We start from the raw sequence: 26308 nt of genomic DNA on the forward strand, positions 1-26308 counted from the left end.
ATCCCATTTCAGCGTCTTTTTGAGCCCATTCTGGCGCCATTTTCCGTCATTCAGCCTCGCAACCGTTTTCCAGCCCCGGTTTTATGTGTTTTTATCGCCGCTCAAGCCGCATGAACGCTGAGAACTGCAAAAATAAAACAAAAAATGGCAGTTTGGGTAGACAAGTTAGGCACTCATCATTAAAATGCGCCCAATTTGCCAAAAATTGGCCTCGCGGACGGTTTTTGCATTGATTTAGATCGCGATATCTGAATTAATATGCAAATATTGTGATTGATTATTCCTCGGAGGGTGTTTTGATAAAGTCAGCGCTATTGGTTCTGGAAGACGGAACCCAATTCCACGGTCGGGCCATCGGGGCAGAGGGTACGGCAGTGGGGGAAGTGGTCTTCAATACGTCGATGACCGGTTATCAAGAAATCCTCACTGATCCTTCCTATTCCCGCCAGATCGTTACTCTTACTTATCCTCATATCGGCAATGTCGGCACCAATGCTTCCGACGAAGAATCCTCTGCAGTACACGCCCAAGGCCTCGTCATTCGTGACCTCCCGCTGATCGCCAGCAACTATCGCAACGAAGAAAGCCTGTCCGACTACCTCAAGCGTCACAACATCGTGGCGATCGCCGATATCGATACCCGTAAATTAACCCGCTTGCTGCGCGAGAAGGGCGCCCAGAACGGCTGCATCATCGCCGCCGATTCGCCGGACGCTGCGCTGGCCCTGGCCAAGGCGCAAGGTTTCCCGGGGTTGAAGGGCATGGATCTGGCGAAAGAGGTCACCACTCAAGAGGCCTACAGCTGGCAGCAAGGCAGCTGGACGCTTGAAGGCGACCTGCCTGAAGCCAAAACCGCTGCGGAACTGCCGTTCCACGTAGTGGCTTACGACTACGGCGCGAAGCGCAACATCCTGCGCATGCTGGTGGATCGCGGCTGCCGCCTGACCGTGGTGCCGGCGCAGACCCCGGCCGCCGACGTGCTGAAAATGAATCCGGACGGCATCTTCCTGTCCAACGGCCCGGGTGACCCGGAGCCGTGCGACTACGCCATCGCTGCCATCAAACAGTTCCTGGAAACCGACATTCCGGTGTTTGGCATCTGCCTGGGCCACCAGCTGCTGGCGCTGGCCAGTGGGGCGAAAACCATGAAGATGAAGCTCGGCCACCACGGCGGCAACCACCCGGTGAAGGATCTGGACAACAACACTGTGATGATCACCGCGCAAAACCACGGCTTCGCCGTCGATGAAAACAACCTGCCGGCGAACCTGCGCGTGACGCACAAATCGCTGTTTGACCACACGGTGCAGGGCATTCACCGCACCGACAAGGCGGCGTTCAGCTTCCAGGGGCACCCGGAAGCCAGCCCAGGCCCGCACGATGCCGCGCCGCTGTTCGATCACTTTATCGAACTGATTGAGACTTACCGTTCTAACGCCAAATAATCAGGAGCAGTAAAAAATGCCAAAACGTACTGATATAAAAAGCATCCTGATCCTCGGCGCTGGCCCGATTGTTATCGGCCAGGCGTGTGAGTTCGACTACTCGGGTGCCCAGGCGTGTAAAGCGCTGCGCGAAGAGGGTTACCGCGTCATTCTGGTCAACTCCAACCCGGCGACCATCATGACCGACCCGGAAATGGCCGACGCGACCTACATCGAGCCGATCCACTGGGAAGTGGTGCGCAAGATCATCGAAAAAGAGCGCCCGGATGCGGTACTGCCGACCATGGGCGGCCAGACGGCGCTGAACTGCGCGCTGGAGCTGGAGCGTCAGGGTGTGCTGGCCGAGTTCGGCGTTACCATGATCGGCGCGACCGCCGACGCGATCGACAAGGCCGAAGACCGTCGCCGTTTCGACGTGGCGATGAAAAAAATCGGTCTGGATACCGCGCGTTCCGGCATCGCGCACACGATGGAAGAAGCGCTGGCGGTTGCCGCTGACGTTGGCTTCCCGTGCATCATCCGCCCTTCCTTTACTATGGGCGGCACCGGCGGCGGCATCGCTTACAACCGCGAAGAGTTCGAAGAGATCTGCGAACGCGGCCTGGATCTGTCGCCGACCAACGAGTTGCTGATCGACGAATCGCTGATCGGTTGGAAAGAGTACGAGATGGAAGTGGTGCGTGATAAGAACGACAACTGCATCATCGTCTGCTCCATCGAAAACTTCGACGCCATGGGCATCCACACCGGCGACTCTATCACCGTCGCACCGGCCCAGACCCTGACCGATAAGGAATACCAAATCATGCGCAACGCCTCGATGGCGGTGCTGCGTGAGATCGGCGTAGAAACCGGCGGCTCCAACGTGCAGTTCTCGGTCAACCCGAAAACCGGCCGCCTGATCGTTATCGAAATGAACCCGCGCGTGTCGCGCTCTTCGGCGCTGGCGTCGAAAGCTACCGGCTTCCCCATCGCCAAGATCGCCGCCAAGCTGGCGGTGGGTTATACCCTCGATGAGCTGATGAACGACATCACCGGCGGCCGCACTCCGGCGTCGTTCGAACCGTCCATCGACTACGTCGTGACCAAGATCCCGCGCTTCAACTTCGAGAAGTTCGCCGGCGCCAACGATCGCCTGACCACCCAGATGAAGTCGGTCGGCGAAGTGATGGCCATCGGCCGCACCCAGCAGGAGTCGCTGCAAAAAGCGCTGCGCGGTCTGGAAGTGGGCGCTACCGGTTTCGATCCGAAAGTGAGCCTGGACGATCCGGAAGCGCTGACCAAAATCCGCCGCGAGCTGAAAGACGCCGGTTCTGACCGCATCTGGTACATCGCCGACGCCTTCCGCGCCGGTCTGTCGGTTGACGGCGTCTTCAACCTGACCAACGTCGACCGCTGGTTCCTGGTGCAGATTGAAGAGCTGGTACGCCTGGAAGAGCAGGTGGCCGAAGCGGGCATCAACGGCCTGAACAAAGAGTTCCTGCGCACCCTGAAGCGCAAGGGCTTCGCCGATGCGCGTCTGGCCAAGCTGGCCGGCGTCGCCGAGAGCGAGATTCGCAAGCTGCGCCACAGCCACGGCCTGCACCCGGTATACAAACGCGTGGATACCTGCGCGGCGGAGTTCGCCACCGACACCGCCTACATGTACTCCACCTATGAAGAAGAGTGCGAGTCCAACCCGACCAACGACCGGCCGAAAGTGATGGTGCTGGGCGGCGGGCCGAACCGCATCGGCCAGGGCATCGAGTTCGACTATTGCTGCGTACACGCCTCGCTGGCGCTGCGCGAAGACGGCTACGAGACCATCATGGTCAACTGCAACCCGGAAACCGTCTCCACCGATTACGACACCTCTGACCGCCTGTACTTTGAACCAGTAACGCTGGAAGACGTGCTGGAAATCGTGCGCATCGAGAAGCCGAAAGGCGTTATCGTCCAGTACGGCGGCCAGACCCCGCTGAAGCTGGCGCGCGAGCTGGAAGCCGCAGGCGTGCCGGTCATCGGCACCAGCCCGGACGCTATCGACCGCGCCGAAGACCGCGAGCGCTTCCAGCAGGCGGTCAACCGCCTGGGCCTGAAGCAGCCGGCCAACGCCACCGTTACCGCCATCGAGCAGGCGGTGGAGAAGGCGGCTGCCATCGGTTATCCGCTGGTGGTGCGCCCTTCCTACGTGCTGGGCGGCCGGGCGATGGAAATCGTCTATGACGAAACCGACCTGCGCCGTTACTTCCAGACTGCGGTCAGCGTGTCCAACGATGCACCGGTGCTGCTGGATCGCTTCCTGGACGATGCGGTGGAAGTGGACGTCGACGCTATCTGCGACGGCGAGCGCGTGCTGATTGGCGGCATCATGGAACACATCGAGCAGGCGGGCGTGCACTCCGGCGACTCCGCATGTTCGCTGCCGGCGTATACCCTGAGCCAGGAAATTCAGGACGTGATGCGTCGCCAGGTGGAAAAATTGGCGTTCGAGCTGCAGGTACGCGGCCTTATGAACGTGCAGTTCGCGGTGAAAGACAACGAAGTCTACCTGATTGAAGTGAACCCGCGCGCCGCGCGTACCGTACCATTCGTCTCCAAAGCGACCGGCGTGCCGCTGGCCAAAGTGGCTGCGCGCGTGATGGCGGGCAAAACGCTGGTTGAGCAGGGCGTGACCGAAGAAATCATCCCGCCGTACTACTCGGTGAAAGAAGTGGTGCTGCCGTTCAACAAATTCCCGGGCGTCGACCCGATTCTGGGGCCTGAAATGCGCTCTACCGGGGAAGTGATGGGCGTGGGCCGCACCTTTGCGGAAGCCTTCTCCAAAGCGATGCTGGGCAGCAACTCGGGCATGAAGAAGCAGGGCCGCGCGCTGCTGTCAGTGCGCGAAGGCGACAAGGCCCGCGTGGTTGATTTGGCCGCCAGCCTGCTGAAGCAGGGCTTCGAGCTGGACGCCACCCACGGCACCGCAGTGGTGCTGGGCGAAGCGGGCATCAACCCGCGCCTGGTCAACAAGGTGCACGAAGGGCGTCCGCACATTCAGGACCGTATCAAGAACGGCGAGTACACCTACATCGTCAACACCACGGCCGGCCGTCAGGCGATTGAAGACTCCAAGCTGATTCGCCGCAGCGCCCTGCAGTACAAGGTGCACTACGACACCACGCTGAACGGCGGCTTCGCCACCGCGATGGCGCTGAAAGCGGATCCGACCGAACAGGTCACGTCGGTGCAGGAAATGCACGCGCGCATCAGCAAGTAACCGCGCGATAACGCTACGCCAGGGGGCGCTGCAGATGCAGCGCCCTTTTTTATTCAGCGAATTTGTCGGCTGGCGTTAAAAATTTCCGCTATCAATCAGTGGGCAAACTGTCACCCTGTGTGATTGGTATATGCTTGGTGTATTGGCAAGGAACGAAGGAACGACGATAACAATGATTCTGATAATTTATGCTCACCCGTATCCCCGGCATTCGCATGCCAATCAGCGCCTGCTGCAGGCGGTGAGGGATCTCCCCGAGGTCGAGGTGCGCTCGCTGTATGAGCTGTACCCCGATTTCAATATCGACATCAACGCCGAGCAACGGGCGCTGGAGCGCGCCGACCTGGTGGTGCTGCAGCATCCAATGCAATGGTACAGCTTCCCGCCGCTGTTGAAACTGTGGATCGACAAAGTGCTGGAGCACGGTTGGGCCTACGGCCACGACGGCAACGCACTGGTGGGTAAAGACTGCCTGTGGGCGGTGACCAGCGGCGGCGACGAGCACCACTTCGAGCTGGGCGACTTTCCCAACTTCGCCGCGCTGGCGCAGCCGCTGCAGGCCACGGCGATCTATTGCGGCATGAACTGGCAGCCTTATTTCGCCCTGCACAATACCTTTACCTGCAATGAGCCGGCGCTGCTCGCCGCCGGCGAAGCCTATCGTCAGCGGTTGGTCGACTACCTGATGGAACATGCCGAAGCGGAAACCCGGGAGGCCAGCCATGGATAACCACCACATGATGATAGAGGGGCTGATCTACCTCGGCTCCGCGGCGCTGTTTGTGCCGATCGCGGTGCGATTGGGGCTGGGCTCGGTGCTCGGTTACCTGATTGCCGGCTGCATCATTGGCCCCTGGGGGCTGAAGCTGGTGTCGGACGCCGAGTCGATCCTGACCTTCGCCGAGATCGGCGTGGTGCTGATGCTGTTTATCATCGGCTTGGAGCTGGATCCCAAACGACTGTGGACGCTGCGCGCCTCGGTCTTCGGCGGCGGCAGCATTCAGATGGTGGGCTGTGGCCTGGCGCTGAGCGCCTTCTGTTACTTCCTCGGCCTCAACTGGAAGGTGGCGCTGCTGATCGGTCTGACGCTGGCGCTCTCATCCACCGCCATCGCCATGCAGGCGATGAGCGAACGCAACCTGACGCCGTCGCCGATCGGCCGCAGCGCATTCGCGGTGCTGCTGTTCCAGGATATCGCGGCGATCCCGCTGGTGGCGATGATCCCGCTGTTGGCCAGCAGCGGCGCCACCACCACGCTGGGCGCTTTTGTGCTGTCGGCAGCCAAGGTGGTGGGCGCGTTGACGATGGTGGTGCTGCTCGGCCGCTATGTCACCCGCCCGCTGCTGCACTTCGTTGCCCGTTCGGGCATGCGCGAAGTGTTCAGCGCCGTGGCGCTGTTCCTGGTGTTCGGTTTCGGCATCCTGCTGGAGATGGCCGGACTGTCGATGGCGATGGGGGCGTTCCTCGCCGGGGTGCTGCTGGCGAGCTCAGAATACCGCCACGCGCTGGAGAGCGATATTCAGCCGTTCAAGGGGCTGCTGCTGGGGTTGTTCTTTATCGGCGTCGGCATGTCTATCGACTTCGGCACGCTGTTCCATCACCCGCTGCTGATCGCCTCGCTGCTGCTGGGCTTTATGCTGATCAAGGCGGCGCTGCTGTGGCTGATTGGGCCGCTGCTCGGCGTGCCGAAGCGTCAGCGCGGCCTGTTCGCCATTCTGCTGGGGCAGGGCAGTGAGTTTGCCTTCGTGATCTTCAGCGCCGCGCAGCTGGCCGGCGTATTGCCGGTCGAATGGGCCAAGTCGCTGACGCTGGCGGTGGCGTTATCGATGGCGGCTACCCCGCTGCTGCTGGTGATCGCCGCGCAGCTGGAGAAAAATGCGCCGAAAGAGGAGCGCCCGGCTGACGTCATCGACGACGAAAATGCCAGCGTGATCATCGCCGGCTTCGGCCGTTTCGGCCAGATCGCCGGCCGCTTGCTGTTGGCCAACGGCGTACACACCGTGGTACTGGATCACGATCCTGACCATATCGAAACGCTGCGCAAATTTGACACCAAGGTGTTCTACGGCGACGCCACGCGCGCCGATTTGCTGGAGGCCGCCGGCGCCGCCCACGCCAAGGTGCTGATCAACGCCATCGACGACGTGGACGACAGCCTGGCGTTAACCGAGCTGGCCAGGCAGCACTTCCCGCATCTGAAGGTGGTGGCGCGGGCGCGCGACGTCGATCACTGGTATCAGCTGCGGCAGCTGGGGGTGGAAAAACCGGAGCGCGAAACCTTTGAAAGTTCGCTGCGCATCGGCCGCGAAACGCTGGAGCTGCTGGGGCTGGACGCCTATGAGGCGCGCGAGAAAGCGGACACGTTCCGCCGCTATAACCTGAAGATGCTGGAAGACACGCTGGAGAACTATCAGGATACCGAGTTCCGCATCGCCAGCCTGCAGCGGGCCAAGGAGATGCTCAGCGCGGCTATCGAGCAGGATCAGAATCGGTTGGCGCGGGTGCAGCAGACCGGTTGGCGCGGCAGTATCGACGGCAAGGCGCCGGAGGACGAAGTGGTGGAAGCCAAAGGATAAGAGCAGGGGCGCCAGATCGGCGCCCCGTTTTTTGCTTAGCTCAGCGCGACCTTGATGCCCAAGGCGATCAGCATACCGCCCAGCAGCTTGTCGACAATCTTCTGGGTCTTTTCCAGCCCGCGGCGCACCGGCCCGCTCTGGATCAGGAACACCAACAGCGGCCACCAGATGACCGACAGGCCGAGAATAATCCCCGCGTACCACAGCTTGTCGCCCAGGCCGGAATCGATCTGCAGCACCTGGGTGAATACCGCCAGGAAGAACAGGGTGGCCTTCGGGTTCAGCAGGTTGCACAAATAGCCTTGCGCAAAGGCACTCTTCAGACTGACCTGCTGCTGCGGCAAATTGCTGACGTTCATTTTGCCGCCGCCGCGCGACAGCAGCGCCTGGATACCGATCCACACCAGATAGACCGCCCCGGCGTATTTCAACAGGTTGAACAGCCACGGCGTGGTGGTGATCACCACCGCCAGCCCGGCGACGCAGTAGGACATGTGGGTAGCGACGCCGCAGATCACGCCGAAGGCGGTCATCATGGCGGCCAACCGCGGATAGCGGGCGGCGTTTTTAATCACCAGGAAAAAATCCGGGCCGGGGGAAAGCATGCCGAGGGCGGCAATGCCGGCGACGAACAGCGAAGTTTCAAGCATGGGAGCGTCTCGCGCAAAAGAGAGAGTTCTGGCGATAATAACGCCGCTTCCTCTGATGCGCATCAACCCAATGAGGTATTGTTAGGCTCTATGATAATAATTCATCTACCGCCAGCGATGGAGCATCATGCCGCAGACTAACGCCACAGACATGCCTGAGCCGCATCGGCAACAGCGTGAAATTACCCGCCTGTGCATTCAATGCGCGCTGCTGCTGTTGCAGCACGGCGCCGAGAGCACGGTGGTGGAACAGCTGTCGACCCGCCTGGGGCTGGCGCTGGGGATGGACAGCGTGGAAAGCTCGATCTCCGCCAATGCGGTGGTGTTGACCACCCTCAGCCACGGGGCCTGTCTGACCACCACCCGCAAGAACGTCGATCGCGGCATCAATATGCAGGTGGTGACCGAAGTGCAGCATATCGTGATCCTCGCCGAGCACCACCTGGCGGATGCGCACGACGTGGCGCGCCGTTTTGAAAGGATCCGGCCGTTGCGCTACCCGCGCTGGCTGGTGGTGCTGATGGTGGGGTTGTCCTGCGGATGCTTCAGCATGCTCAACGGCGGCGGCGGCGATGCCTTCCTGGTGACCTTTATTGCCAGCGGCGCGGCGATGCTGGTGCGTCAAATCCTAACCGCCCGCCAGATGAATCCGCTGATCAATTTTTGCCTGACGGCGTTTGTCGCTACGTCGATCTCCGGACTGCTGCTGCGCCTGCCGGCGTTTAAAGACACCTCGAGCGTGGCGATGGCCGCCAGCGTGCTGTTGCTGGTGCCGGGTTTCCCGCTGATCAACGCGGTGGCCGACATGTTCAAGGGGCACGTCAATACCGGGCTGGCGCGCTGGGCGATGGCCAGCCTGCTGACGCTGGCGACCTGCATCGGGGTGGTGATGGCGATGTCGCTGTGGGATCTGCGGGGGTGGTCATGAGTCTGCTGTGGGCATTGTTGCAGGAGATGCTGTTGGCGGCGGTGCCGGCGCTGGGCTTCGCCATGGTGTTCAACGTGCCGCTGCGCGCACTGCGCTATTGCGCGTTGCTCGGGGCAATCGGGCGCGGTTCGCGCATGTTGATGATGCACGGCGGCATGAACATCGAGTGGGCCTCGCTGCTGGCGGCAATCCTGATCGGTATCATCGGCATCTACTGGTCGCGTTGGCTGCTGGCGCATCCGAAGGTGTTCACCGTGGCGGCAGTGATCCCGATGTTCCCCGGCATTTCCGCCTATACCGCGATGATAACGGTGGTGGAAATCTCGCATCTTGGCTATAGCGAAGCCCTGATGGAAACCATGATCACCAACTTCCTCAAGGCCAGTTTCATCGTCGGCGCGTTGTCTATAGGCCTGTCGTTACCGGGCCTTTGGCTGTACCGCAAACGCCCCGGCGTGTGAAGTTTCCCGGCGGGAGATCGTTGGTTATTAGATATGCTGATAAGAGCTATCTTATATATTCATCTTGCTTGATTAGCCTATCGACGCCACTCAGGCCTTTACGTATAGTGTCACCAATTTTGCTGCCTACACAGGGTTAAACAATGATTATCAGCCTGATCGCTGCCTTGGCGGCGGATCGCGTTATTGGCATGGAAAACGCCATGCCGTGGCACCTGCCGGCGGACCTTGCGTGGTTTAAACGCAACACGTTGAATAAGCCGGTTATTATGGGCCGCAAGACCTTTGAGTCCATCGGCCGCCCGCTGCCGGGCCGCCACAATATCGTTTTGAGCAGCCGGCCGGGCAGCGAAGCCGGGGTGACCTGGGTGAGCTCGCTGGATGAGGCGCTGGCCGCCGCCGGCGATGTGGAAGAAGTGATGGTAATCGGCGGTGGGCGCATCTATACCCAGTTGCTGCCGCGCGCCGATCGTCTGTACCTGACGCACATCGACGCCGAAGTCGGCGGCGATACTCACTTCCCGGACTACGAGCCGGACGAGTGGGAAACCACGTTCAGCGAGTTCCACGACGCCGACGATCTGAACTCGCACAGTTATTGCTTCGAGATCCTGCAGCGCCGCTGATTTCCGCGCGTTAGCCAACTCTTCCCGGGGGCGCAAGCAATTGCGCCCCCGGCCTTTTTGCGCCTGTCGTTCGTAACCTTTCCGTCACATTACCTGATTAGTATGAAGCCCAACTCCGAGCGCCCCGGCAACTCTGGTGAATCTTGACCGTGGCGCCATAACTAAAAAGGTAACCACGCTATGACCAAGCAAATTGAGCAATTAGACGCCGACCGCCTGATCGATCCTACTCGCCGCAAACTGCTGCTCGGCAGCGCCGGCGCTGTCGGCCTGGCCGGTTTTCTCGGCGGCGGTATCTGGTCGGTCTCCGCCGAGGCGTTGGCCGATGATCTGCCGCCGAACAAGCTGCTGGGCTTTCAGGGTATCGCCGCCTCTACCGCCGACGAGGTGACCATCGCTCAGGGTTATCGTGCGGAGGTGCTGATCTCCTGGGGCGAGCCGCTGGTGGATGGCGCGCCGGCCTTCGATCCGCAGGGCAATAACAGCGCCGCCGATCAGGAAAAGCAGTTTGGCGACAACAACGACGGCATGAGCTTCTTCCCGATCGACGATCGCCACGGCGTGATGGCCATCAATAACGAATACGTTAACGAACAGTATCTGTTCGCCCATGGCGGTGCCAAGGCCACCAGCCTGGAAGAGGTGCGTAAATCGCAGGCGGCGCATGGTGTTTCCATCGTGGCGGTAAAGCGTATCGGCGAAGGCCAGCGTTGGGAATTGGAGCGCCCGTCGCGCTATAATCGCCGCATCACCGCCAACACCGAAATGCAGTTCAGCGGCCCGGCCGCCGGGCATCCGCTGCTGCAGACTGCCGCCGATCCGAGCGGGCGCAAGGTGCTGGGTACCTTCGGCAACTGCGCCAACGGCAAGACGCCGTGGGGCACCTACCTGACCTGCGAAGAAAACTTCGATACCTATTTCGGCACCCGTCAGGCCGATTACCCAACCACGCCGGAACAAAAACGCTACACGCTGAAGGTCAGCGAGCCGGAACGCAACTGGCCGGACTACGACGAACGGTTCGATGTGGCGAAGAACCCCAACGAATTCAACCGCCACGGCTGGATTGTGGAGATCGACCCGCTGAATCCAACCTCGACGCCAATCAAGCACACCGCGCTGGGCCGTTTTAAACATGAAAATGCGGCGGTGATCGTGGCCAAAGACGGTCGCCTGGTGGTGTACATGGGTGACGACGAGCGAGGCGAACATATCTACAAGTACGTTTCCAAAGGCGTGGTCGACGCCGCCAATCCGGCCAACAATCGCACGCTGCTGGACGAAGGGACGCTGTACGTGGCGCAGTTCGACGGCGACGAAGCAGGCACGCCGCTGAAGGGCAAAGGACGCTGGATTGCGCTCGAATTCGGCAAGAACGGCCTGACGCCGGAGAACGGCTTCCGCGACGAGGCCGAAGTGCTGATCTTCGCCCGCAAGGCGGCGCAGCAGGTCGGGGCTACCAAAATGGATCGTCCGGAGTGGATAGCGGTGAACCCGCATGACGGCCGCGCGTACTGCACGCTGACCAACAACAGCAAGCGCGGTGAGGAAGGGATGCCGCTGAACGCCGCCAACCCGCGGCCGAACAATATCTATGGCCAGATCATTCGCTGGGATGAAGGCGGCGACGCCACCGCCGACACCTTTGCCTGGGACATGTATGCGCTGTGTGGCAACCCGATAGCCCACCCGGAAGGCGTCAACCGCGGCACGCCGAACATCACGGCGGACAACACGTTCAACAGCCCGGACGGGCTGGGCTTCGATCGCGCCGGCCGCCTGTGGATCCTCACCGATGGCAAGTACAGCAACAAGGGGGACTACGTCGGACAGGGCAACAATCAGATGCTGGTGGGCGATCCGGTCAGCGGTGAAATTCGCCGTTTCATGGTGGGGCCGAAGTCCTGTGAACTGACCGGTATCACCTTCACTCCGGACTACAAGACGATGTTCGTCAACGTGCAACATCCGGGAGAAGAGGGGGACTCGCACTTTCCGAACAACAGTCCACGCCCGCGTTCATCGGTATTGATGATCACGCGTGAAGATGGCGGGGTGATTGGAGCATAAGGCGGGTAAAGAGAACAAAGGCGGCTCCGGGGCCGCCTTTATGTTTTCAGGACGCGGCTAATCTGCCGGCTTGGCCAGGCGCCTCGCCACGGTTGGCGGGCTGCGTGAAGTAACGGCGGTCTTCCCAGCGCAGCATCGTCAGATCGCCGCCCCAACAGCAGCCGGTATCCAGCCCGATCACGCCCTCCGGCGTGCCCTTGCCTTCCAGCGAGGCCCAGTGGCCGAAGATGATGGTATATTCCGGATCCACCAGGCGCGGCAGATCGAACCATGGCTTCAGCGGCGCTGGCGCTGTGCCTGGCGCATCTTTACAGATCATATCGAGCTGGCCGTTGGGGAAGCAGTAGCGCATGCGAGTGAACGCATTGGTGCTGAAACGCAGGCGAGCCAGGCCGCTCAGCTCCGGCGCCCAGTTGTTCGGCATGTCGCCGTACATGGCGTCGAGAAACAGCGGGTAGCTGTCGCTGCTCAATACCGCTTCCACTTCACGTGCGCACATTTTCGCGGTGTCGATATCCCACTGCGGAGTGATGCCGGCATGCGCCATCACCAGCTTTTGCTCGTCATCCACCTGCAGCACCGGTTGGCGGCGCAGCCAGTTGATCAGCTCGTCGGCGTCCGGCGCCTCAAGCAGAGGGGTGATGCGATCTTTGGGTTTGTTGCGGCTGATGCCGGCGTAGACCGCCAGCAGGTGCAGATCGTGGTTGCCCAGCACCATGCGCACCGCCGGGCCGAGTGAGCGCACGAAGCGCAGCACGTCCAGAGAGGCGGGGCCGCGCGCCACCAGATCGCCGGTCAGCCACAATTGATCGCGCGCGGGATCGAAAGCAGCCTGAGCCAGCAGCGACTTCAGTTCATTAAAACAGCCGTGAACGTCGCCGATAAGGTATGTCGACATAATTAATGGATCAGCGTTGGAATGGCTAAGCGAAACACGGGAATAGCGGTGCGGAACGGTTGACCCTGATGGTCAACCATTTCGTAATGGCCTTCCATGGTGCCCAGCGGCGTTTCCAGAATGGCGCCGCTGGTATACTGAAATTCTCCGCCGGGCGGAATGACGGGCTGTTCGCCAATCACTCCTTCACCCTGAACTTCGGTTTGGCGGCCGTTGCTGTTGGTGATCAGCCAGTAACGGCCCAGCAGTTGCACGTCGGTCCGCCCCAGATTGCGGATGGTGATGGTATAGGCGAAGACGTAACGCTCTTCTTCAGGGATCGACTGTGATTCCACATAGATGCTCTGAACCTGAATACACACGCGGGGCGAATCAATCATGACAACAACTCCTTATTGCTGCGGCGCCGGATTGGCTGACAGCCAGTTCGCCAGCTTGCAATACTGCGCCACAGAAATATTTTCTGCTCTGAGCGAAGGATCGACGCCCAGCTCCGTCAGCTGCTCCGGCGTAAACAGGTCGCCCAGGCTGTTGCGGATGGTTTTCCGCCGCTGGTTGAACGCCTGCGTGGTGATGCGGCTCAGCATGCGCACGTCACTCACCGGGTTCGGCATTACGCTGTGCGGCACCAGACGCACTACGGCGGAATCGACCTTCGGCGGCGGCGCGAACGCGGTCGGCGGCACTTCCAGCACCGGGATGACGTTGCAGTAGTACTGCGCCATCACGGTCAAACGCCCGTAGGCCTTGCTGTTCGGGCCGGCCACCAGACGGTTGACCACCTCTTTTTGCAACATAAAGTGCATGTCGCGGATTGCCTGAGTATAGCTGAAAAGGTGGAACATCAGAGGCGTCGAAATATTGTACGGCAGGTTACCAAATACGCGCAGTGGTTGGCCAGCTTCCTCGGCCAGTTCGGCGAAATTCACCGTCATGGCGTCCTGCTGGCGGATGGTCAGCTTGTCTTTCAGCTGCGGGTGATTCTCCAGCCGGGTAGCCAGATCGCGGTCCAGCTCGATCACCGTCATGCGGTCCATGCGTGCGCCGACCGGCTCGGTCAGGGCGCCGAGACCGGGGCCGATCTCGACTACCGCTTCGCCCGGCTGCGGGTGAATGGCGGAGACAATGCTATCGATGACAAACTGATCGGTTAAAAAGTTTTGTCCAAAGCGTTTGCGGGCAAAGTGCCCTTGGTGGACTCTGTTATTCATTACAATTAATTATCATTTTAATGGCGAGATTCAGGGCCGTTTGGAAACTGCCGACATCGGCGGTGCCGGTGCCGGCCAGTTCCAGAGCGGTACCGTGGTCGACCGAGGTGCGTATGAAAGGCAAACCGAGGGTGATATTCACCGCGCGGCCGAACCCTTGGTATTTTAGCACCGGCAGCCCCTGATCGTGATACATCGCCAGCACCGCATCGGCATCTTGCAGATATTTGGGCTGGAACAGGGTGTCCGCCGGCAGCGGGCCGACAAGATGGATACCGTCAGCGCGCAGCGCATCGAGCGCCGGGATGATGGTGTCTATCTCTTCGTGCCCCATATGGCCGCCTTCCCCGGCGTGGGGGTTCAGACCGCAAACGTAAATGTGCGGCCGGGCGATGCCAAATTTGGTTTTCAGATCGTGGTCGAGGATGCGGATGACTTCGAACAGGCTCTGTTGCGTGATGGCGCCCGGCACCGCCAGCAGCGGCAGGTGGGTGGTCGCCAGCGCCACGCGCAGTTCTTCGGTCGCGAGCATCATCACCACGCGATCGCAGCGGCTGCGATCGGCAAAGAATTCGGTATGGCCGATAAACGGCACGCCGGCGTCGTTGATCACGCCTTTGTTAACCGGGCCGGTGATCAGCGCAGCGAATTCGCCGTTCAGGCAGCCGTCGCAGGCGCGCGCCAGCGTTTCCACTACGTAGGCGCTGTTGCCGACGTTCAGCTCCCCTGCGGTGACCGGGTGAGCGAGCTGAACCGGCAGCACGGTCAGCGTGCCGGCGCGTTGCGCTTCGGCCGGCTGCTGCGGCTGGTAGTCGCGCAGCGTCAACGGCAAGCCTAAACGCTTGGCGCGTTCAAGCAGCAGGGCCGGATCGGCGCACACCACCAGCTCAACAGGCCAATCCTGTTGCGCCAGCGCTGCCACCAAATCCGGCCCTACCCCGGCGGGTTCGCCGGGGGTAATGACGACGCGTTTATTGCTGTGCATCGCTGCCATCGAGGATCTTCACGTAAGCCTGGGCGCGCTGTTCCTGCATCCAGGTCTGCGCTTCTTCGGCGAACTTACGGTTGAACAGCATACGGTAAGCGCGATCTTTTTGCGCGGCGTCGGTCTTATCCACTTGGCGGGTATCCAGCAGCTGGATCAGGTGCCAGCCGAAGGAAGAGTGGACCGGCGCGCTGATTTCACCCTTGCTCAGCTTCAGCAATGCATCGCGGAAGGCCGGATCGTAGATGTCCGGGGAAGCCCAGCCCAGATCGCCGCCCTGCATGGCGGAACCCGGATCTTGCGACAGCTGTTTGGCTTCGTCGGCAAACTTGGCGCGGCCGCTCTTGATCGCTTCCGCAACGGATTGCAGTTTAGCGCGCGCCTGATCGTCGGTCAGCACCACGGAAGGTTTCAGCAGGATGTGACGGGCGTGCACTTCGGTGACCGACACTGACTGGCTGGCGCCGCGGATGTCGTTCACTTTCAGGATGTGGAAGCCGACGCCGGAACGGATTGGGCCGACGACGTCGCCTTTCTTGGCGCTTACCAGACGTTCCGCGAACAGGGTCGGGATCTCTTGCAGCTTGCCCCAGCCCATGTTGCCGCCTTTCAGCGCCTGAGAGTCGGCGGAGTAGGTGATCGCCAGCTTGCCGAAGTCGGCGCCGCTGTTGATCTCACCCACCAGGCGTTTGGCCAGCTCTTCGGCTTTGTCGACCTGCTGCTGAGACGGGTTCTCCGGCAGCGGGATCAGGATGTGGCTGATGTTCATTTCGGTGTCGCTGCCGTTCTGCGCGCCCACCTGTTTCGCCAGCGAGTCGACTTCCTGCGGCAGGATGGTAACGCGGCGGCGCACTTCGTTGTTACGCACTTCGGAGATCAGCATCTCTTTACGAATCTGAGAACGGTAGGTGTTGTAGTTCAACCCTTCGTACGACAGACGGCTACGCAGCTGATCGACGCTCATGCGGTTCTGCGCGGCGATATTGGCGATCGCCTTGTCCAGATCGGCGTCGGACACGGTGATGCCCATTTTCTTGGCCATCTGCAGCTGGATGTTATCCATGATCAGGCGTTCGATGATCTGATGGCGCAGCGTCTTGTCGTCCGGCAGTTGCTGGCCGGCTTGTTGAGCGTTGAGCTTCACTGATTGCAACAGACCGTTGACGTCGCTTTCGAGTACCACGCCGTTATCCACGACGGCGGCGACTTTATCCACTTCTTGGGGTGCTGCGAACGCGGCATTGGCGCAAACCACCAATCCGAGAATAAGCGTTCTCCAGTTCTTCATACATTTCCCATTATGTAATCCGCAAATGCGGGTGAAAGTTCTCGTTTTCAAAGTGTTGCAAAGCGTCAGAATGCGCGCTGATACGGCAGAATGCCGGAGCGCAGCATTTCCGCGGAGCCGAGACTATGATCGCTGCTCAGGCCGCGCAGTTCGACGTTGAACGAAACTCTGTTGTCGTAAACGCTGGTATTGTTGCTGGTATTCCAGTCGGTGATCTTGCGCTCATAGCCCAGTGTCACCGCCCAGCAGCAGGTGTTGTACTTCAGCCCCACCAACTGATCGGCAGATTGTTTGGCGCGGGTGTCGTAATAGTACGCCCCGACCACCGCCCAACGATCGGCGATCGGCCAGCTGCCGGTGATGCCCACCTGCGAGATGCCATCCTGGAAGGCCGGAACCTGCCTGGTGTTCAGCGCCGTCTGGATATATTCCGGCGTGGCGTAACGGTAATTCAACTGCACCACGCGCTCGGCGTCCTGGCGGTATTCCACCACGCCGTTGCCCAGCGAGACGCTGTTCAGGCGGGTGTCGTACTGCAGGCCGCCGCGCAGGCCCCAACGATCGTCGATTTTCCAATAGGTATCGCCGGCCCAGGCCACGCTGCCGGTATCGTCATTGTTGTCGTAACCGGTCATCTGATCACCGGTACGGGAACGGCTGAAGTAGTAGATTTGACCCACGGAAGCATTAAAACGTTCAACCAGCGCGTCATCATAAATGCGGGTGGTCAAACCGGTGGAAACGCGGTTCTGTGAAGCGATGCGATCCAGGCCGCTGTAGGTGCGGTCGCGGAACAGGCCGGAGTAGTCGGTCTGCAGCAGCGTGGTGTCGTAGGTGTAGATGTTGCTCTGGTTGCGATACGGCACGTACAGGTACTGCACGCGCGGCTCCAGCGTCTGGGTGGCGCCTTCGGCCCAGATCATCGGCCTCTCAAACACTAGCTTGCCGTCGACCTTGAACTGCGGCAAGACGCGGTTGACCGAATCATCAAGGTCCGGTGCAGCGGCACCTTTGCGGCTCTGATAGTTGGCAGCAAAACCGTCAGGAATATCCTGCTGGTAGTGGGTCGCCATCAGCTTGGCTTCGGTGTTCAGGCTGGCCCAGCCGTTGGTGAGCGGCAGGTTGAGCGTCGGCTCCATATGCAGACGGGTGGCGTCCGGGCTGTACGGGTTGACGCTGGTGAACTTGGCCGCCTGGCCGTAAATATGGAAATCGAACGGGCCGAGGTCGTTTTTGTAGTAGTTCAGATCCAACTGCGGCTGCACCTTGTAGGTATCAGACAGGGTGCGGTCGGTATTGTCATAAATCTGGAACTGTTTGGAGCTCAGCGTGGCGTTCCAGTTCTCGTTGGCGTAGCCGAGGCTGAATTTCTGCGTGGCGTAGCCATCGGTGGTGGAGCCGTACTTGGAGTCCAGATCGGTGAAGTATTTGTAATCGCTGACTTTGGTGTAGTCGACGTTGAAGCGCCACACCTGGTCCATCACGCCGTTGTGGTTCCAGTAGAACAGCCAACGGGTGCTGTTGTTCGGATCTTCCTTGCTGTATTCCTTGTCGTCCGGCAGCCAGTCGAACTCCATCAGGCCAAGGCCCGGTTGCACCAGATAGCGGAACTCGGTCTGCCACTGCAGGCCGCGCTTGGACATATAGTGCGGCGTAATGGTGGCGTCATAGTTCGGCGCGATGTTCCAGTAGTACGGCAACATGAACTCGAAGCCGTTGTTGCTGCCGTACTTGGCGTTCGGGATCAGGAAGCCGGAACGGCGCTTGTCGCCGACCGGCAGCTGCAGGTACGGGCTGTAGAACACCGGCACGCCGCCGATGCGGAAGCGGGCGTTCCACACTTCCGCCACCTGCTCTTCGCGATCGTGGATCACTTCGGAGCCGACCACGCTCCAACTGTCGTCGCCCGGCAGACAGGAGGTAAAGGTGCCGTTTTCCAGAATGGTGTAACGGTTGGCGCCGCGCATTTTCATCTTGTCGGCGTCGCCGCGCCCCTGACGGCCCACCATCTGGTAGTCGCCTTCATAGACGTCGGTATCTTTGGTGTTCAGGTTCGACCATGCCTTCGGGCCTTTCAGTTTGATCTGATTGTCGCTGTAGTGCACGTCGCCGGTGGCGGTGACGGTGCGTACCGGTTCCGCCTGGCCAGGGTTTTGCGTCTGGTTCAGCTCAACTTCTTTGGCGGTCAGGGTGCTGTTGCCCTGCTCGACACGCACGTTGCCGCTGAACAGGGCGCTTTTCGGGTAGTCGGCGCGCGAGTCATCGGCATTGATGGTCACCGGCTGGCTGTTCGGATCGCCGCTGACCAAAGGCTTGTCGTAAACGGGAACGCCAAGCATGCATTGCTCGGCCAGATCAGCCAGCGCATGCTGACTGTAGAGTGCCGTCCAAATCATCGTGGCCAGCAGTGTTGGGAAACTTTTTTTCATACGCGGTTTTGGTGTTCCGTCATCAGAGGCGTCATGTCCGGCAAACGGTCAGAGACTATATTACTCATCTGCGTTGCGCTAGTGCTAAATCCAGCCGTTTACTTGCGTCGTCGTTAGGCGCAAAGATAAATGACAGGTATGATAATCCAAATTCTGGGAAAAATCGCCTGCACCCTTTCCTGAAGCGAAGGGGAGTGGGCGGCTTTCGGCATGATAATTGAGGAGTATATGCAGTATTGGGGAAAACTGCTCGGCGTCATCGTCGCCATTTGGTCTGGCGCGGGATTCTGGGGTGTAGTTCTGGGGCTGATTATCGGTCATATGATCGATACGGCGCGCAGTAATAAGCGCAGCCGGGGGTTCTTCACCGACCAGCAAACGCGGCAAACGCTGTTTTTCCGCACCACTTTTCAGGTGATGGGCCACCTGACCAAATCCAAAGGACGCGTTACCGAGGCGGATATCCAGATCGCCAGCCTGTTCATGGATCGCCTGCAGCTGCACGGCGAAGCGCGCATCGCGGCGCAGCAGGCGTTCCGCGAGGGCAAACAGAGCCAGTTCCCGCTGCGTGAGACACTGCAGCAGTTCCGCAGCATCTGTTTCGGCCGCTTCGATTTGATTCGGATGTTTCTGGAAATTCAGATTCAGGCGGCGTTCGCCGACGGCTCGCTGCATCCGAACGAACGTCAGGTGCTGTACGTCATCGCCGAAGAGCTGGGCATTTCGCGCGCGCAGTTCGATCAGTTCCTCAGCATGATGGAAGGTGGGCGCCAGTTCGGCGGCGGTCAGCAGGGCGGATATTCGCAGGGCGGCTATCAGCAGGCTCAGCGTGGCCCGACGCTTGAAGATGCGTGCAAGGTGCTCGGCGTGCGCAGCAGCGACGATGCTACCACCATCAAACGCGCCTACCGCAAGTTGATGAGCGAACACCATCCGGATAAGCTGGTGGCGAAAGGCTTGCCGCCGCAGATGATGGAAATGGCCAAGCAGAAAGCGCAGGAGATTCAGGCGGCGTACGACCTGATCAAACGCGAGAAAGGCTTTAAATAACGATACCCGTCATACTTCGAGCTGCAGGTGTGTTGGCTGCCCGCGCTTACCCCGGTCACGTACTTTTTGTACGCTCCCGGGACTGCGCTTAGTTGCCGCCTTTCTGCAGCTCGAATTATTTAGGGTATCCCTGGGCGATGAGCTCAGAAATCCGGCTCGGCGCGAAAGTGCATCGGCGTTTGGAAGGCGGGATGGGTGATGCGCAGCTCTTGCGCATGCAACTGCAGCCGCGGCGCCATCGCCTTGGCCTCCGGCGGGGCGTAGAAACCGTCGCCGAGGATCGGGTGTCCCAGCGCCAGCATGTGCACCCGCAGCTGGTGCGAGCGGCCGGTGATCGGCGTCAGCTTTACGCGCGTGCTGCCGTCGGCGTCGCGCGACAGTACCAAATACTCCGTCTGCGCCGCTTTGCCGGTTTCAAAACACACCTTTTGCAGTGGCCGGTTCGGCCAATCGCAGATCAGCGGCAAGTCCACCAACCCTTCGTCATGCGCCATATGCCCCCAAACGCGGGCGATATAGGATTTCTTCGGTTCGCGTTCGCGAAATTGACGCTTCAGCTCACGCTCGGCGGCCTTGTTGAGCGCCACCACGATCACCCCGCTGGTGGCCATGTCCAGCCGGTGCACCGATTCGGCGGCCGGATGATCGGTCTGAATGCGGGTCATCAGGCTGTCTTTGTTTTCCGGCGCGCGGCCGGGCACCGACAGCAAGCCGCTGGGCTTGTTGACCACCATGATGTGTTCATCCTGATACAGGATGTGCAGCGGGTCCTGCGGGGGATTGTAGGGTTCCATCTTGGCTCCGCGAAAAGGGCCGAACGGGGAGGCGGTTGCCTCCCCGCGTCGCGCCGGTTACTGGTGGGTGACCACCACCAGACGAATGGCGTCCAGACGCCAGCCGGCTTCATTGAGGTTGGCCAGCACCTGACGGCGGTTGAACTCCAGCGTTTCGACTTCGTCGTCGCGGATGTTCGGGTTGACCGCTTTCAACGCTTCCAGACGCGCCAGCTCGGCGCTCAGTTTGTCATCCGCCTCTTGCTTCGCCTGTTCGATAAGCGTGCGCGCCTGCGCTTCCACCAGACTTTCCGCCTGCTGCAGCATGGCGTGTACGTCTTGCTGCACGGCGTTGACCAACTTGCTGGAGGTGTGGCGGTTGACCGCGTTCAACTGGCGGTTGAAGCTTTCGAACTCGACCTGCGCCGCCAGGTTAGTGCCTTTGCGATCCATCAGCATGCGGATCGGCGTCGGCGGCAGGAAGCGGGTCAGCTGCAGGTGTTTTGGCGCCTGGGCTTCCACCACGTAGACCAGCTCAACCAGCAGGGTGCCGACCGGCAAGGCTTTGTTTTTCAGCAGGGACACGGCACAGCTGCCGGTGTCGCCGGACAGGATCAGATCCAGGCCGTTGCGGATGATCGGGTGCTCCCAGCTGACGAACTGCGCGTCTTCGCGCGACAGCGCCTGGTCGCGGTCGAAGGTGACGGTGCAGCCGTCCTGCGGCAGGCCAGGGAAGTCGGGCACCAGCATATGATCGGACGGCGTCAGCACGATCAGGTTGTCGCTGCGGTCTTCCTGATTGATGCCGACGATGTCGAACAGGTTGAGCGCGAAGCCCACCAGGTTGACGTCGTTATCCTGCTCGGCGATGGCGGCGGCCAGCGCCTGGGCCTTGTCGCCGCCGTTGGAGTGCATCTCCAGCAGGCGGTCGCGGCCCTGTTCCAGTTGGGCTTTCAACTGATCGTGCTGCTGGCGGCAGGCGTGGATGAATTCGTCGAAGCCTTCCTGTTCGGTCGGTGCGGCCAGATAGCCGATCAACTGCTCGTAGCAGCTGTCGTAGATGGTGCGGCCGGTCGGGCAGGTGTGTTCGAAGGCATCCAGCCCCTCGTGGAACCAACGGCCCAGCACCGCCTGCGCGGTGTGCTCCAGGTAAGGCACCATGATTTGGATATCGTGCATCTGGCCGATACGGTCCAGACGGCCGATGCGCTGCTCCAGCAGATCCGGGTTGAACGGCAGATCGAACATCACCAGCTGGCTGGCGAACTGGAAGTTGCGGCCTTCGGAGCCGATCTCGGAACACAGCAGCACCTGCGCGCCTTCCTCTTCGGAGGCGAAGTAGGCGGCGGCGCGGTCGCGCTCGATGATAGACAGCCCTTCGTGGAACACCGCGGCGCGGATCGCTTCACGCTCGCGCAGCACCTGCTCCAGCTGCAGCGCGGTGTCGGCTTTGGCGCAGATCACCAGCACTTTTTCGTTGCGGTTGGCCAGCAGGTAGTCCAGCAGCCACTCGACGCGCGGGTCGAAGTTCCACCAGGTGGCGTTCTCGCCTTCGAATTCCTGGTAGATCTGCTCCGGGTACAGCATGTCGCGCGCGCGCGCTTCGACGGACTTCTTGGCGCCCATGATGCCGGAGACTTTGATCGCGGTCTGGTACTGGGTCGGCAACGGCAGCTTGATCTGGTGCAGGTTGCGGTGCGGGAAGCCCTTCACGCCGTTACGGGTGTTGCGGAACAGCACGCGGCTGGTGCCGTGGCGATCCATCAGCATGGAAACCAGCTCCTGACGCGCCTGCTCGGCGTTGTCGCCTTCGCTGTTGGCGGCTTTGAGCAGCGGTTCGATGTCCTGCTCGTCGATCAGCTCGCCCAGCAGGTTCAGCTTGTCGTCGGCCAGGCGTTCACCGCTCAGCAGCAGGGTGACGGCGTCGGCTACCGGGCGGTATTTCTGCTGCTCGGCAACAAACTCGCCGTAGTCGTGGAAACGGTTCGGATCGAGCAGGCGCAGGCGCGCGAAGTGGCTCTGTTGGCCCAGCTGCTCCGGGGTGGCGGTCAGCAGCAGCACGCCGGGGATGTGCTCGGCCAGCTGTTCGATCACTTGATATTCGCGGCTCGGCGCTTCTTCGCTCCAGGCCAGGTGGTGCGCTTCGTCGACCACCAGCAGATCCCACTGGGCGTCCGCCAGCTCTTCCAGGCGCTGCTTGTTGCGGCGCACGAAGTCCAGTGAGCAGATCACCAGCTGTTCGGTTTCGAACGGGTTGCTGCTGTCGAGCTTGGCTTCGGCGTAGCGGCTGTCGTCGAACAGCGAGAAGTAGAGGTTGAAGCGGCGCATCATCTCCACCAGCCACTGGTGCTGCAGCGTTTCCGGCACCACGATCAGCACGCGCTCGGCGCGGCCCGCCAGCAGCTGTTGGTGGATGATCATGCCGGCTTCGATGGTTTTGCCGAGGCCGACTTCGTCCGCCAGCAGGACGCGCGGCGCATGGCGCTGGCCGACTTCATGGGCGATGTGCAACTGGTGAGGGATCAGGCTGGCGCGCATGCCACGCAGGCCGGCGAACGGCAGGCGATACTGCTCGCTCTGGTATTTGCGCGCGCGGAAACGCAGCGCGAAACGGTCCATGCGGTCAATCTGGCCGGCGAACAGGCGATCCTGCGGTTTGCTGAAGGTCAGCTTGCTGTCCAGCAGCACTTCACGCATCGCCACGCCGCTTTCCTGGGTGTCCAGGCGGGTGCCGATATAGGTCAACAGACCGTTTTCCTCTTTCACCTCTTCCACCTGCAGCTGCCATCCCTCGTGGCTGCTGACGGTATCGCCCGGGTTGAACATCACACGGGTGATCGGCGAATCGTTTCTGGCATAGAGGCGGTTTTCACCGGTGGCGGGGAAAAGCAGGGTAATCATGCGCGCGTCCAGCGCCACGACGGTGCCCAGTCCTAATTCGCTTTCCGTGTCGCTGATCCAGCGTTGACCAAGAGTAAAAGGCATATATTGTCGGCTCGATTCTTTGTAAGTAAGTCTTGTTACCGGGCGGGAAGGGCCGCGGCACCTGTACTGAACGTCTGCTATCCCGGTTTGTTTTAAATTTGACGGGCAATAGCCGTTCACGCCATGCAGACGTCGCGAGACGGCAGGGCTAAGCGTGGTTCAGTTTTGGGAAGGGCGCTATGGTAATGGAAGGCGGCGCGTTCGTCACCTGCAAAACCGGATGATTTTTCTTAACCTGGCGCAATCTCAAAACAGCCCCATCTGCCCGGTGACCAGCGTGGTGAAATCGTCGTGCAAGAAAGGGAGTATAGCGTCTGCCACCGGTTGCAGCTGGCGTTCGAGGTAATGCTGATAGTCGATGGGCGAATGGCGCGTTTCCAGCGGTTCCGGCCCGGCGACGGTCATCACATAGCTGATCCAGCCACCGTTCTGATACTGCAGCGGTCGCCCCTGGCTGCGGTTGTAGTCGTCGGCGATACGCGCGGCGCGGGCGTGCGGCGGCACGTTACGCTGATAGTCGTCGAGCTTTCTGCGCAGGCGCTTGCGGTACACCAGTTGATCGTCGAAGTCGCCGTTCAGGGTTTTGCCGACGTAGTCGCGCACGTAGTCCTGGTAGGGTTGCCGTTTGAAGATACGCTGATAGAGCTGCTGCTGGAACTGCTGCGCCAGCGGCGTCCAGTCGGTGCGCACCGTTTCCAGGCCTTTGTACACCATCTCTTCCTCGCCGCCGGCGCGCGCGATCAGGCCGGCGTAGCGTTTTTTGCTGCCCTGTTCGGCACCGCGAATGGTCGGCATCAGGAAGCGGGAATAGTGGGTTTCGAACTCCAGCTCCAGCGCGTTCTCCAGCCCGAACTGCTGCTGCAGATGCTGTTGCCACCAGGCGTTGACCCGCTGCACCAGCGCCTGGCCGATCTGCGCCGCTTGCTGTTCTTCATGCGGCTGTTTCAGCCACACGAAGGTGGAATCGGTATCGCCGTAAATCACCTGATAGCCTTCGGCTTCGATCAGCTCGCGGGTTTGGCGCATGATCTCGTGGCCGCGCAGGGTGATCGATGACGCCAGCCGCGGATCGAAGAAGCGGCAGCCGCTCGATCCCAGCACGCCGTACAGCGCGTTCATGATGATCTTCAGCGCCTGCGACAGGGGCTTGTTGTGTTGGCGCTTGGCGGCCTCGCGGCCCTGCCAGATCTGCTCGACGATCGCCGGCAGGCAGTGTTTGCTGCGCGAGAAACGGGCGTTGCGAAAGCCGGGCACCGAGTCGGCGTCGTTTGGGTGGCGCATGCCTTCCACCAACCCGACCGGATCGATCAGGAAGGTGCGGATGATCGACGGATACAGGCTTTTGTAGTCCAGTACCAGCACCGAGTCGTACAGGCCGGGCCGGGAATCCATCACGAAGCCGCCGGGGCTGTGTTCCTCCGGCTGTTCGCCGAGATTGGGGGCGACAAAGCCCAGGCGGTGCATGCGCGGCATATAGAGGTGGCTGAAGGCCGCGACCGATCCGCCGCTGCGATCGGCCGCCAGCCCGGTGACGGTGGCGCGCTCCAGCAGGAAGTTGAGCAGATCGGCCTTGGCGAAGATGCGCGTTACCAGTTCGCAGTCCTTCAGGTTGTAGCGGGCCAGCGCCGGCTTGTCTTCGGCGAAGCGCCGGTCGATCTCCGCCATGCGCTGATAAGGGTTGTCGATGGCCTTGCCTTCGCCCAGCAGCTCCTGCGAAACGTATTCCAGGCTGAAGGAGGGAAAGTTCCAGGTGGCGGATTTTAGCGCCTCGATACCGTCGATGATCAGGCGGCCTGCGGCGGCGGCGAAGAAGTGGTTCTGTTTGAAGCCGTGCTCGCGCCACTCCAGCAGGTTGCCGCCGCGTCCCAGCCGCAGCGGGATCTGGTAGCGTTCGGCGTGCTTTTGCAGCACACGCAGATCGAACTGAATCAGGTTCCAGCCGATGATGGCGTCAGGATCGTGGCGCTCCAGCCACGCGTTCAGCCGTTCCAGCAGTTGAGGGCGGCTGGCGCAGTATTCCAGATCGAAATCCAGCGGCTCATCGCCGCCGTTGGCCGGCCCCAGCATGTAGACCTGCCGCTGGCCGCAGCCTTCCAGCGCGATGGAGTAAAGCTCGCCGTGGGCGGTGGTTTCGATGTCCAGCGACACCAGCCTGAGCGTCGGGCGGTAGTCCGGCGCCGGTTTCATCTGGCCGTTGAGCAACGGCCCGCCGCCGTTGGCCTGGCCGTTGAACCACACCGGCGCGGTGATGAAGCGCTCCATCAGATAGCGTTCGGGCGGACGAATGTCGGCTTCATAGACCGCAACGCCGCCTTCCCGCAGCAGTTTTTCCAGCTTGATGAGCTGACGGTGCTGGCGGCAGTACAGCCCCAGCATCGGGCGGTGATGGAAATCCGTCAGTTCCAGCGGTTTCAGCTCGGCCTGCCGTTCTTCCCGCAGCAGCAGTTCCGCACGCTGCCTTTGCTCGGCAGGGATAAACGCCACCGAGGTTTGCGGCGGCAGACGCAGCTGACGCGGGCCCGCATCGGTCGCCAGCCAAAATTCAACCTCGGTGCCGGCAGGCGTGTCACGCCAGTGGCGAGTGAGCAGGAAACCCTGTTGCAGTGCTGTCATAACCCCTTCGTCTTCCGCCGGGCGGCGTGCGCGACATTCAGCGAGATGTCGGTTTTGGCGCTAATATAGATAAATTATA

The 26308-nt window shown here is 61.0% G+C and carries 19 protein-coding genes; 9 read left to right on the forward strand and 10 right to left on the reverse strand.

The window, feature by feature from the left end; translation table 11 throughout:
- Nucleotides 1–296 precede the first annotated feature (296 nt).
- The 4 genes from carA to kefC all read left to right on the forward strand — a co-directional run bounded on the left by carA (nucleotide 297) and on the right by kefC (nucleotide 7262).
- Nucleotides 297–1445 (forward strand): glutamine-hydrolyzing carbamoyl-phosphate synthase small subunit, encoded by a 1149-nt coding sequence (carA, locus tag EGY12_RS10405; RefSeq protein ID WP_123893454.1) that lies wholly within the window; start codon nucleotides 297–299, stop codon nucleotides 1443–1445.
- A gap of 16 nt (nucleotides 1446–1461) precedes the next feature.
- A complete protein-coding gene (carB, locus tag EGY12_RS10410) occupies nucleotides 1462–4686 on the forward strand; it encodes a carbamoyl-phosphate synthase large subunit (protein ID WP_123893456.1) in 3225 nt (1074 codons plus the stop codon).
- Nucleotides 4687–4858: 172 nt separating this feature from the next.
- The gene (kefF, locus tag EGY12_RS10415; protein WP_038873389.1) at nucleotides 4859–5416 is read left to right on the forward strand and encodes a glutathione-regulated potassium-efflux system oxidoreductase KefF; all 558 of its coding nucleotides are present in this window, start codon (nucleotides 4859–4861) and stop codon (nucleotides 5414–5416) included.
- On the forward strand, nucleotides 5409–7262 hold the full coding sequence (gene kefC / locus EGY12_RS10420; RefSeq protein WP_123893458.1) for a glutathione-regulated potassium-efflux system protein KefC: 1854 nt from the start codon (nucleotides 5409–5411) through the stop codon (nucleotides 7260–7262). The genes kefF and kefC overlap by 8 nt, the downstream gene beginning before the upstream one ends.
- 35 nt (nucleotides 7263–7297) lie before the next feature.
- Here kefC and EGY12_RS10425 read toward each other — a convergent pair whose 3' ends face one another.
- Nucleotides 7298–7912 (reverse strand): LysE family translocator, encoded by a 615-nt coding sequence (locus EGY12_RS10425; protein ID WP_015376619.1) that lies wholly within the window; start codon nucleotides 7910–7912, stop codon nucleotides 7298–7300.
- Nucleotides 7913–8039: 127 nt separating this feature from the next.
- On the opposite strand from EGY12_RS10425, the gene EGY12_RS10430 reads away from it, so the two are divergent.
- The 4 genes from EGY12_RS10430 to EGY12_RS10445 all read left to right on the forward strand — a co-directional run bounded on the left by EGY12_RS10430 (nucleotide 8040) and on the right by EGY12_RS10445 (nucleotide 11997).
- On the forward strand, nucleotides 8040–8840 hold the full coding sequence (locus EGY12_RS10430; RefSeq protein ID WP_123893460.1) for a threonine/serine exporter ThrE family protein: 801 nt from the start codon (nucleotides 8040–8042) through the stop codon (nucleotides 8838–8840).
- Nucleotides 8837–9301: a threonine/serine exporter gene (locus tag EGY12_RS10435; protein WP_033637072.1), complete on the forward strand. Its 465-nt coding sequence runs from the start codon at nucleotides 8837–8839 to the stop codon at nucleotides 9299–9301. The genes EGY12_RS10430 and EGY12_RS10435 overlap by 4 nt, the downstream gene beginning before the upstream one ends.
- Nucleotides 9302–9444: 143 nt before the next feature.
- Nucleotides 9445–9927, forward strand: coding sequence for a type 3 dihydrofolate reductase (folA, locus tag EGY12_RS10440; protein WP_123893461.1), 483 nt, complete (start codon nucleotides 9445–9447; stop codon nucleotides 9925–9927).
- Between the two features lie 180 nt (nucleotides 9928–10107).
- Nucleotides 10108–11997: a PhoX family phosphatase gene (locus EGY12_RS10445; RefSeq protein ID WP_123893463.1), complete on the forward strand. Its 1890-nt coding sequence runs from the start codon at nucleotides 10108–10110 to the stop codon at nucleotides 11995–11997.
- Between the two features lie 46 nt (nucleotides 11998–12043).
- Here EGY12_RS10445 and apaH read toward each other — a convergent pair whose 3' ends face one another.
- The 6 genes from apaH to lptD form a co-directional block, all read right to left on the reverse strand.
- Nucleotides 12044–12895, reverse strand: coding sequence for a bis(5'-nucleosyl)-tetraphosphatase (symmetrical) ApaH (apaH, locus tag EGY12_RS10450; RefSeq protein ID WP_123893465.1), 852 nt, complete (start codon nucleotides 12893–12895; stop codon nucleotides 12044–12046).
- A 2-nt stretch (nucleotides 12896–12897) separates the two neighbouring features.
- The gene (gene apaG, locus EGY12_RS10455; protein WP_016929119.1) at nucleotides 12898–13275 is read right to left on the reverse strand and encodes a Co2+/Mg2+ efflux protein ApaG; all 378 of its coding nucleotides are present in this window, start codon (nucleotides 13273–13275) and stop codon (nucleotides 12898–12900) included.
- Nucleotides 13276–13287: 12 nt separating this feature from the next.
- The gene (gene rsmA / locus EGY12_RS10460; RefSeq protein WP_049198132.1) at nucleotides 13288–14106 is read right to left on the reverse strand and encodes a 16S rRNA (adenine(1518)-N(6)/adenine(1519)-N(6))-dimethyltransferase RsmA; all 819 of its coding nucleotides are present in this window, start codon (nucleotides 14104–14106) and stop codon (nucleotides 13288–13290) included.
- Nucleotides 14099–15100, reverse strand: coding sequence for a 4-hydroxythreonine-4-phosphate dehydrogenase PdxA (gene pdxA / locus EGY12_RS10465; protein ID WP_371415426.1), 1002 nt, complete (start codon nucleotides 15098–15100; stop codon nucleotides 14099–14101). The genes rsmA and pdxA overlap by 8 nt, the downstream gene beginning before the upstream one ends.
- A complete protein-coding gene (gene surA, locus EGY12_RS10470) occupies nucleotides 15078–16379 on the reverse strand; it encodes a peptidylprolyl isomerase SurA (RefSeq protein ID WP_123893468.1) in 1302 nt (433 codons plus the stop codon). The genes pdxA and surA overlap by 23 nt, the downstream gene beginning before the upstream one ends.
- A gap of 65 nt (nucleotides 16380–16444) precedes the next feature.
- A complete protein-coding gene (gene lptD / locus EGY12_RS10475) occupies nucleotides 16445–18808 on the reverse strand; it encodes an LPS assembly protein LptD (RefSeq protein ID WP_123893470.1) in 2364 nt (787 codons plus the stop codon).
- Nucleotides 18809–19036: 228 nt separating this feature from the next.
- Here lptD and djlA point away from each other — a divergent pair, with 228 nt between their 5' ends.
- Nucleotides 19037–19858 (forward strand): co-chaperone DjlA, encoded by an 822-nt coding sequence (gene djlA, locus EGY12_RS10480; RefSeq protein WP_123893472.1) that lies wholly within the window; start codon nucleotides 19037–19039, stop codon nucleotides 19856–19858.
- A 143-nt stretch (nucleotides 19859–20001) separates the two neighbouring features.
- Here djlA and rluA read toward each other — a convergent pair whose 3' ends face one another.
- From rluA to EGY12_RS10495, 3 genes are all read right to left on the reverse strand, one after another.
- Nucleotides 20002–20652 carry a bifunctional tRNA pseudouridine(32) synthase/23S rRNA pseudouridine(746) synthase RluA gene (gene rluA, locus EGY12_RS10485; RefSeq protein WP_123893474.1) on the reverse strand — a complete coding sequence of 217 codons (651 nt, stop codon included), beginning with the start codon at nucleotides 20650–20652 and terminating at the stop codon, nucleotides 20002–20004.
- A gap of 57 nt (nucleotides 20653–20709) precedes the next feature.
- Entirely contained in the window at nucleotides 20710–23616 is a 2907-nt protein-coding gene (gene rapA / locus EGY12_RS10490) for an RNA polymerase-associated protein RapA (protein WP_123893476.1), read from the reverse strand.
- A gap of 246 nt (nucleotides 23617–23862) precedes the next feature.
- Nucleotides 23863–26229, reverse strand: a complete 2367-nt coding sequence (locus EGY12_RS10495; protein ID WP_123893478.1) for a DNA polymerase II — start codon at nucleotides 26227–26229, stop codon at nucleotides 23863–23865.
- Nucleotides 26230–26308 lie beyond the last annotated feature (79 nt).

The organism is Serratia sp. FDAARGOS_506 (assembly GCF_003812745.1).
GTDB lineage: Bacteria > Pseudomonadota > Gammaproteobacteria > Enterobacterales > Enterobacteriaceae > Serratia.

Coding starts and splice junctions, on each gene's coding strand:
- carB (WP_123893456.1), top strand. CDS start 1,462: ATGCCAAAACGTACTGATATAAAAAGCATCCTGATCCTCGGCGCTGGC.
- kefF (WP_038873389.1), top strand. CDS start 4,859: ATGATTCTGATAATTTATGCTCACCCGTATCCCCGGCATTCGCATGCC.
- kefC (WP_123893458.1), top strand. CDS start 5,409: ATGGATAACCACCACATGATGATAGAGGGGCTGATCTACCTCGGCTCC.
- EGY12_RS10425 (WP_015376619.1), bottom strand. CDS start 7,912: ATGCTTGAAACTTCGCTGTTCGTCGCCGGCATTGCCGCCCTCGGCATG.
- EGY12_RS10430 (WP_123893460.1), top strand. CDS start 8,040: ATGCCGCAGACTAACGCCACAGACATGCCTGAGCCGCATCGGCAACAG.
- EGY12_RS10435 (WP_033637072.1), top strand. CDS start 8,837: ATGAGTCTGCTGTGGGCATTGTTGCAGGAGATGCTGTTGGCGGCGGTG.
- folA (WP_123893461.1), top strand. CDS start 9,445: ATGATTATCAGCCTGATCGCTGCCTTGGCGGCGGATCGCGTTATTGGC.
- EGY12_RS10445 (WP_123893463.1), top strand. CDS start 10,108: ATGACCAAGCAAATTGAGCAATTAGACGCCGACCGCCTGATCGATCCT.
- apaH (WP_123893465.1), bottom strand. CDS start 12,895: ATGTCGACATACCTTATCGGCGACGTTCACGGCTGTTTTAATGAACTG.
- apaG (WP_016929119.1), bottom strand. CDS start 13,275: ATGATTGATTCGCCCCGCGTGTGTATTCAGGTTCAGAGCATCTATGTG.
- rsmA (WP_049198132.1), bottom strand. CDS start 14,106: ATGAATAACAGAGTCCACCAAGGGCACTTTGCCCGCAAACGCTTTGGA.
- pdxA (WP_371415426.1), bottom strand. CDS start 15,100: ATGGCAGCGATGCACAGCAATAAACGCGTCGTCATTACCCCCGGCGAA.
- surA (WP_123893468.1), bottom strand. CDS start 16,379: ATGAAGAACTGGAGAACGCTTATTCTCGGATTGGTGGTTTGCGCCAAT.
- lptD (WP_123893470.1), bottom strand. CDS start 18,808: ATGAAAAAAAGTTTCCCAACACTGCTGGCCACGATGATTTGGACGGCA.
- djlA (WP_123893472.1), top strand. CDS start 19,037: ATGCAGTATTGGGGAAAACTGCTCGGCGTCATCGTCGCCATTTGGTCT.
- rluA (WP_123893474.1), bottom strand. CDS start 20,652: ATGGAACCCTACAATCCCCCGCAGGACCCGCTGCACATCCTGTATCAG.
- rapA (WP_123893476.1), bottom strand. CDS start 23,616: ATGCCTTTTACTCTTGGTCAACGCTGGATCAGCGACACGGAAAGCGAA.
- EGY12_RS10495 (WP_123893478.1), bottom strand. CDS start 26,229: ATGACAGCACTGCAACAGGGTTTCCTGCTCACTCGCCACTGGCGTGAC.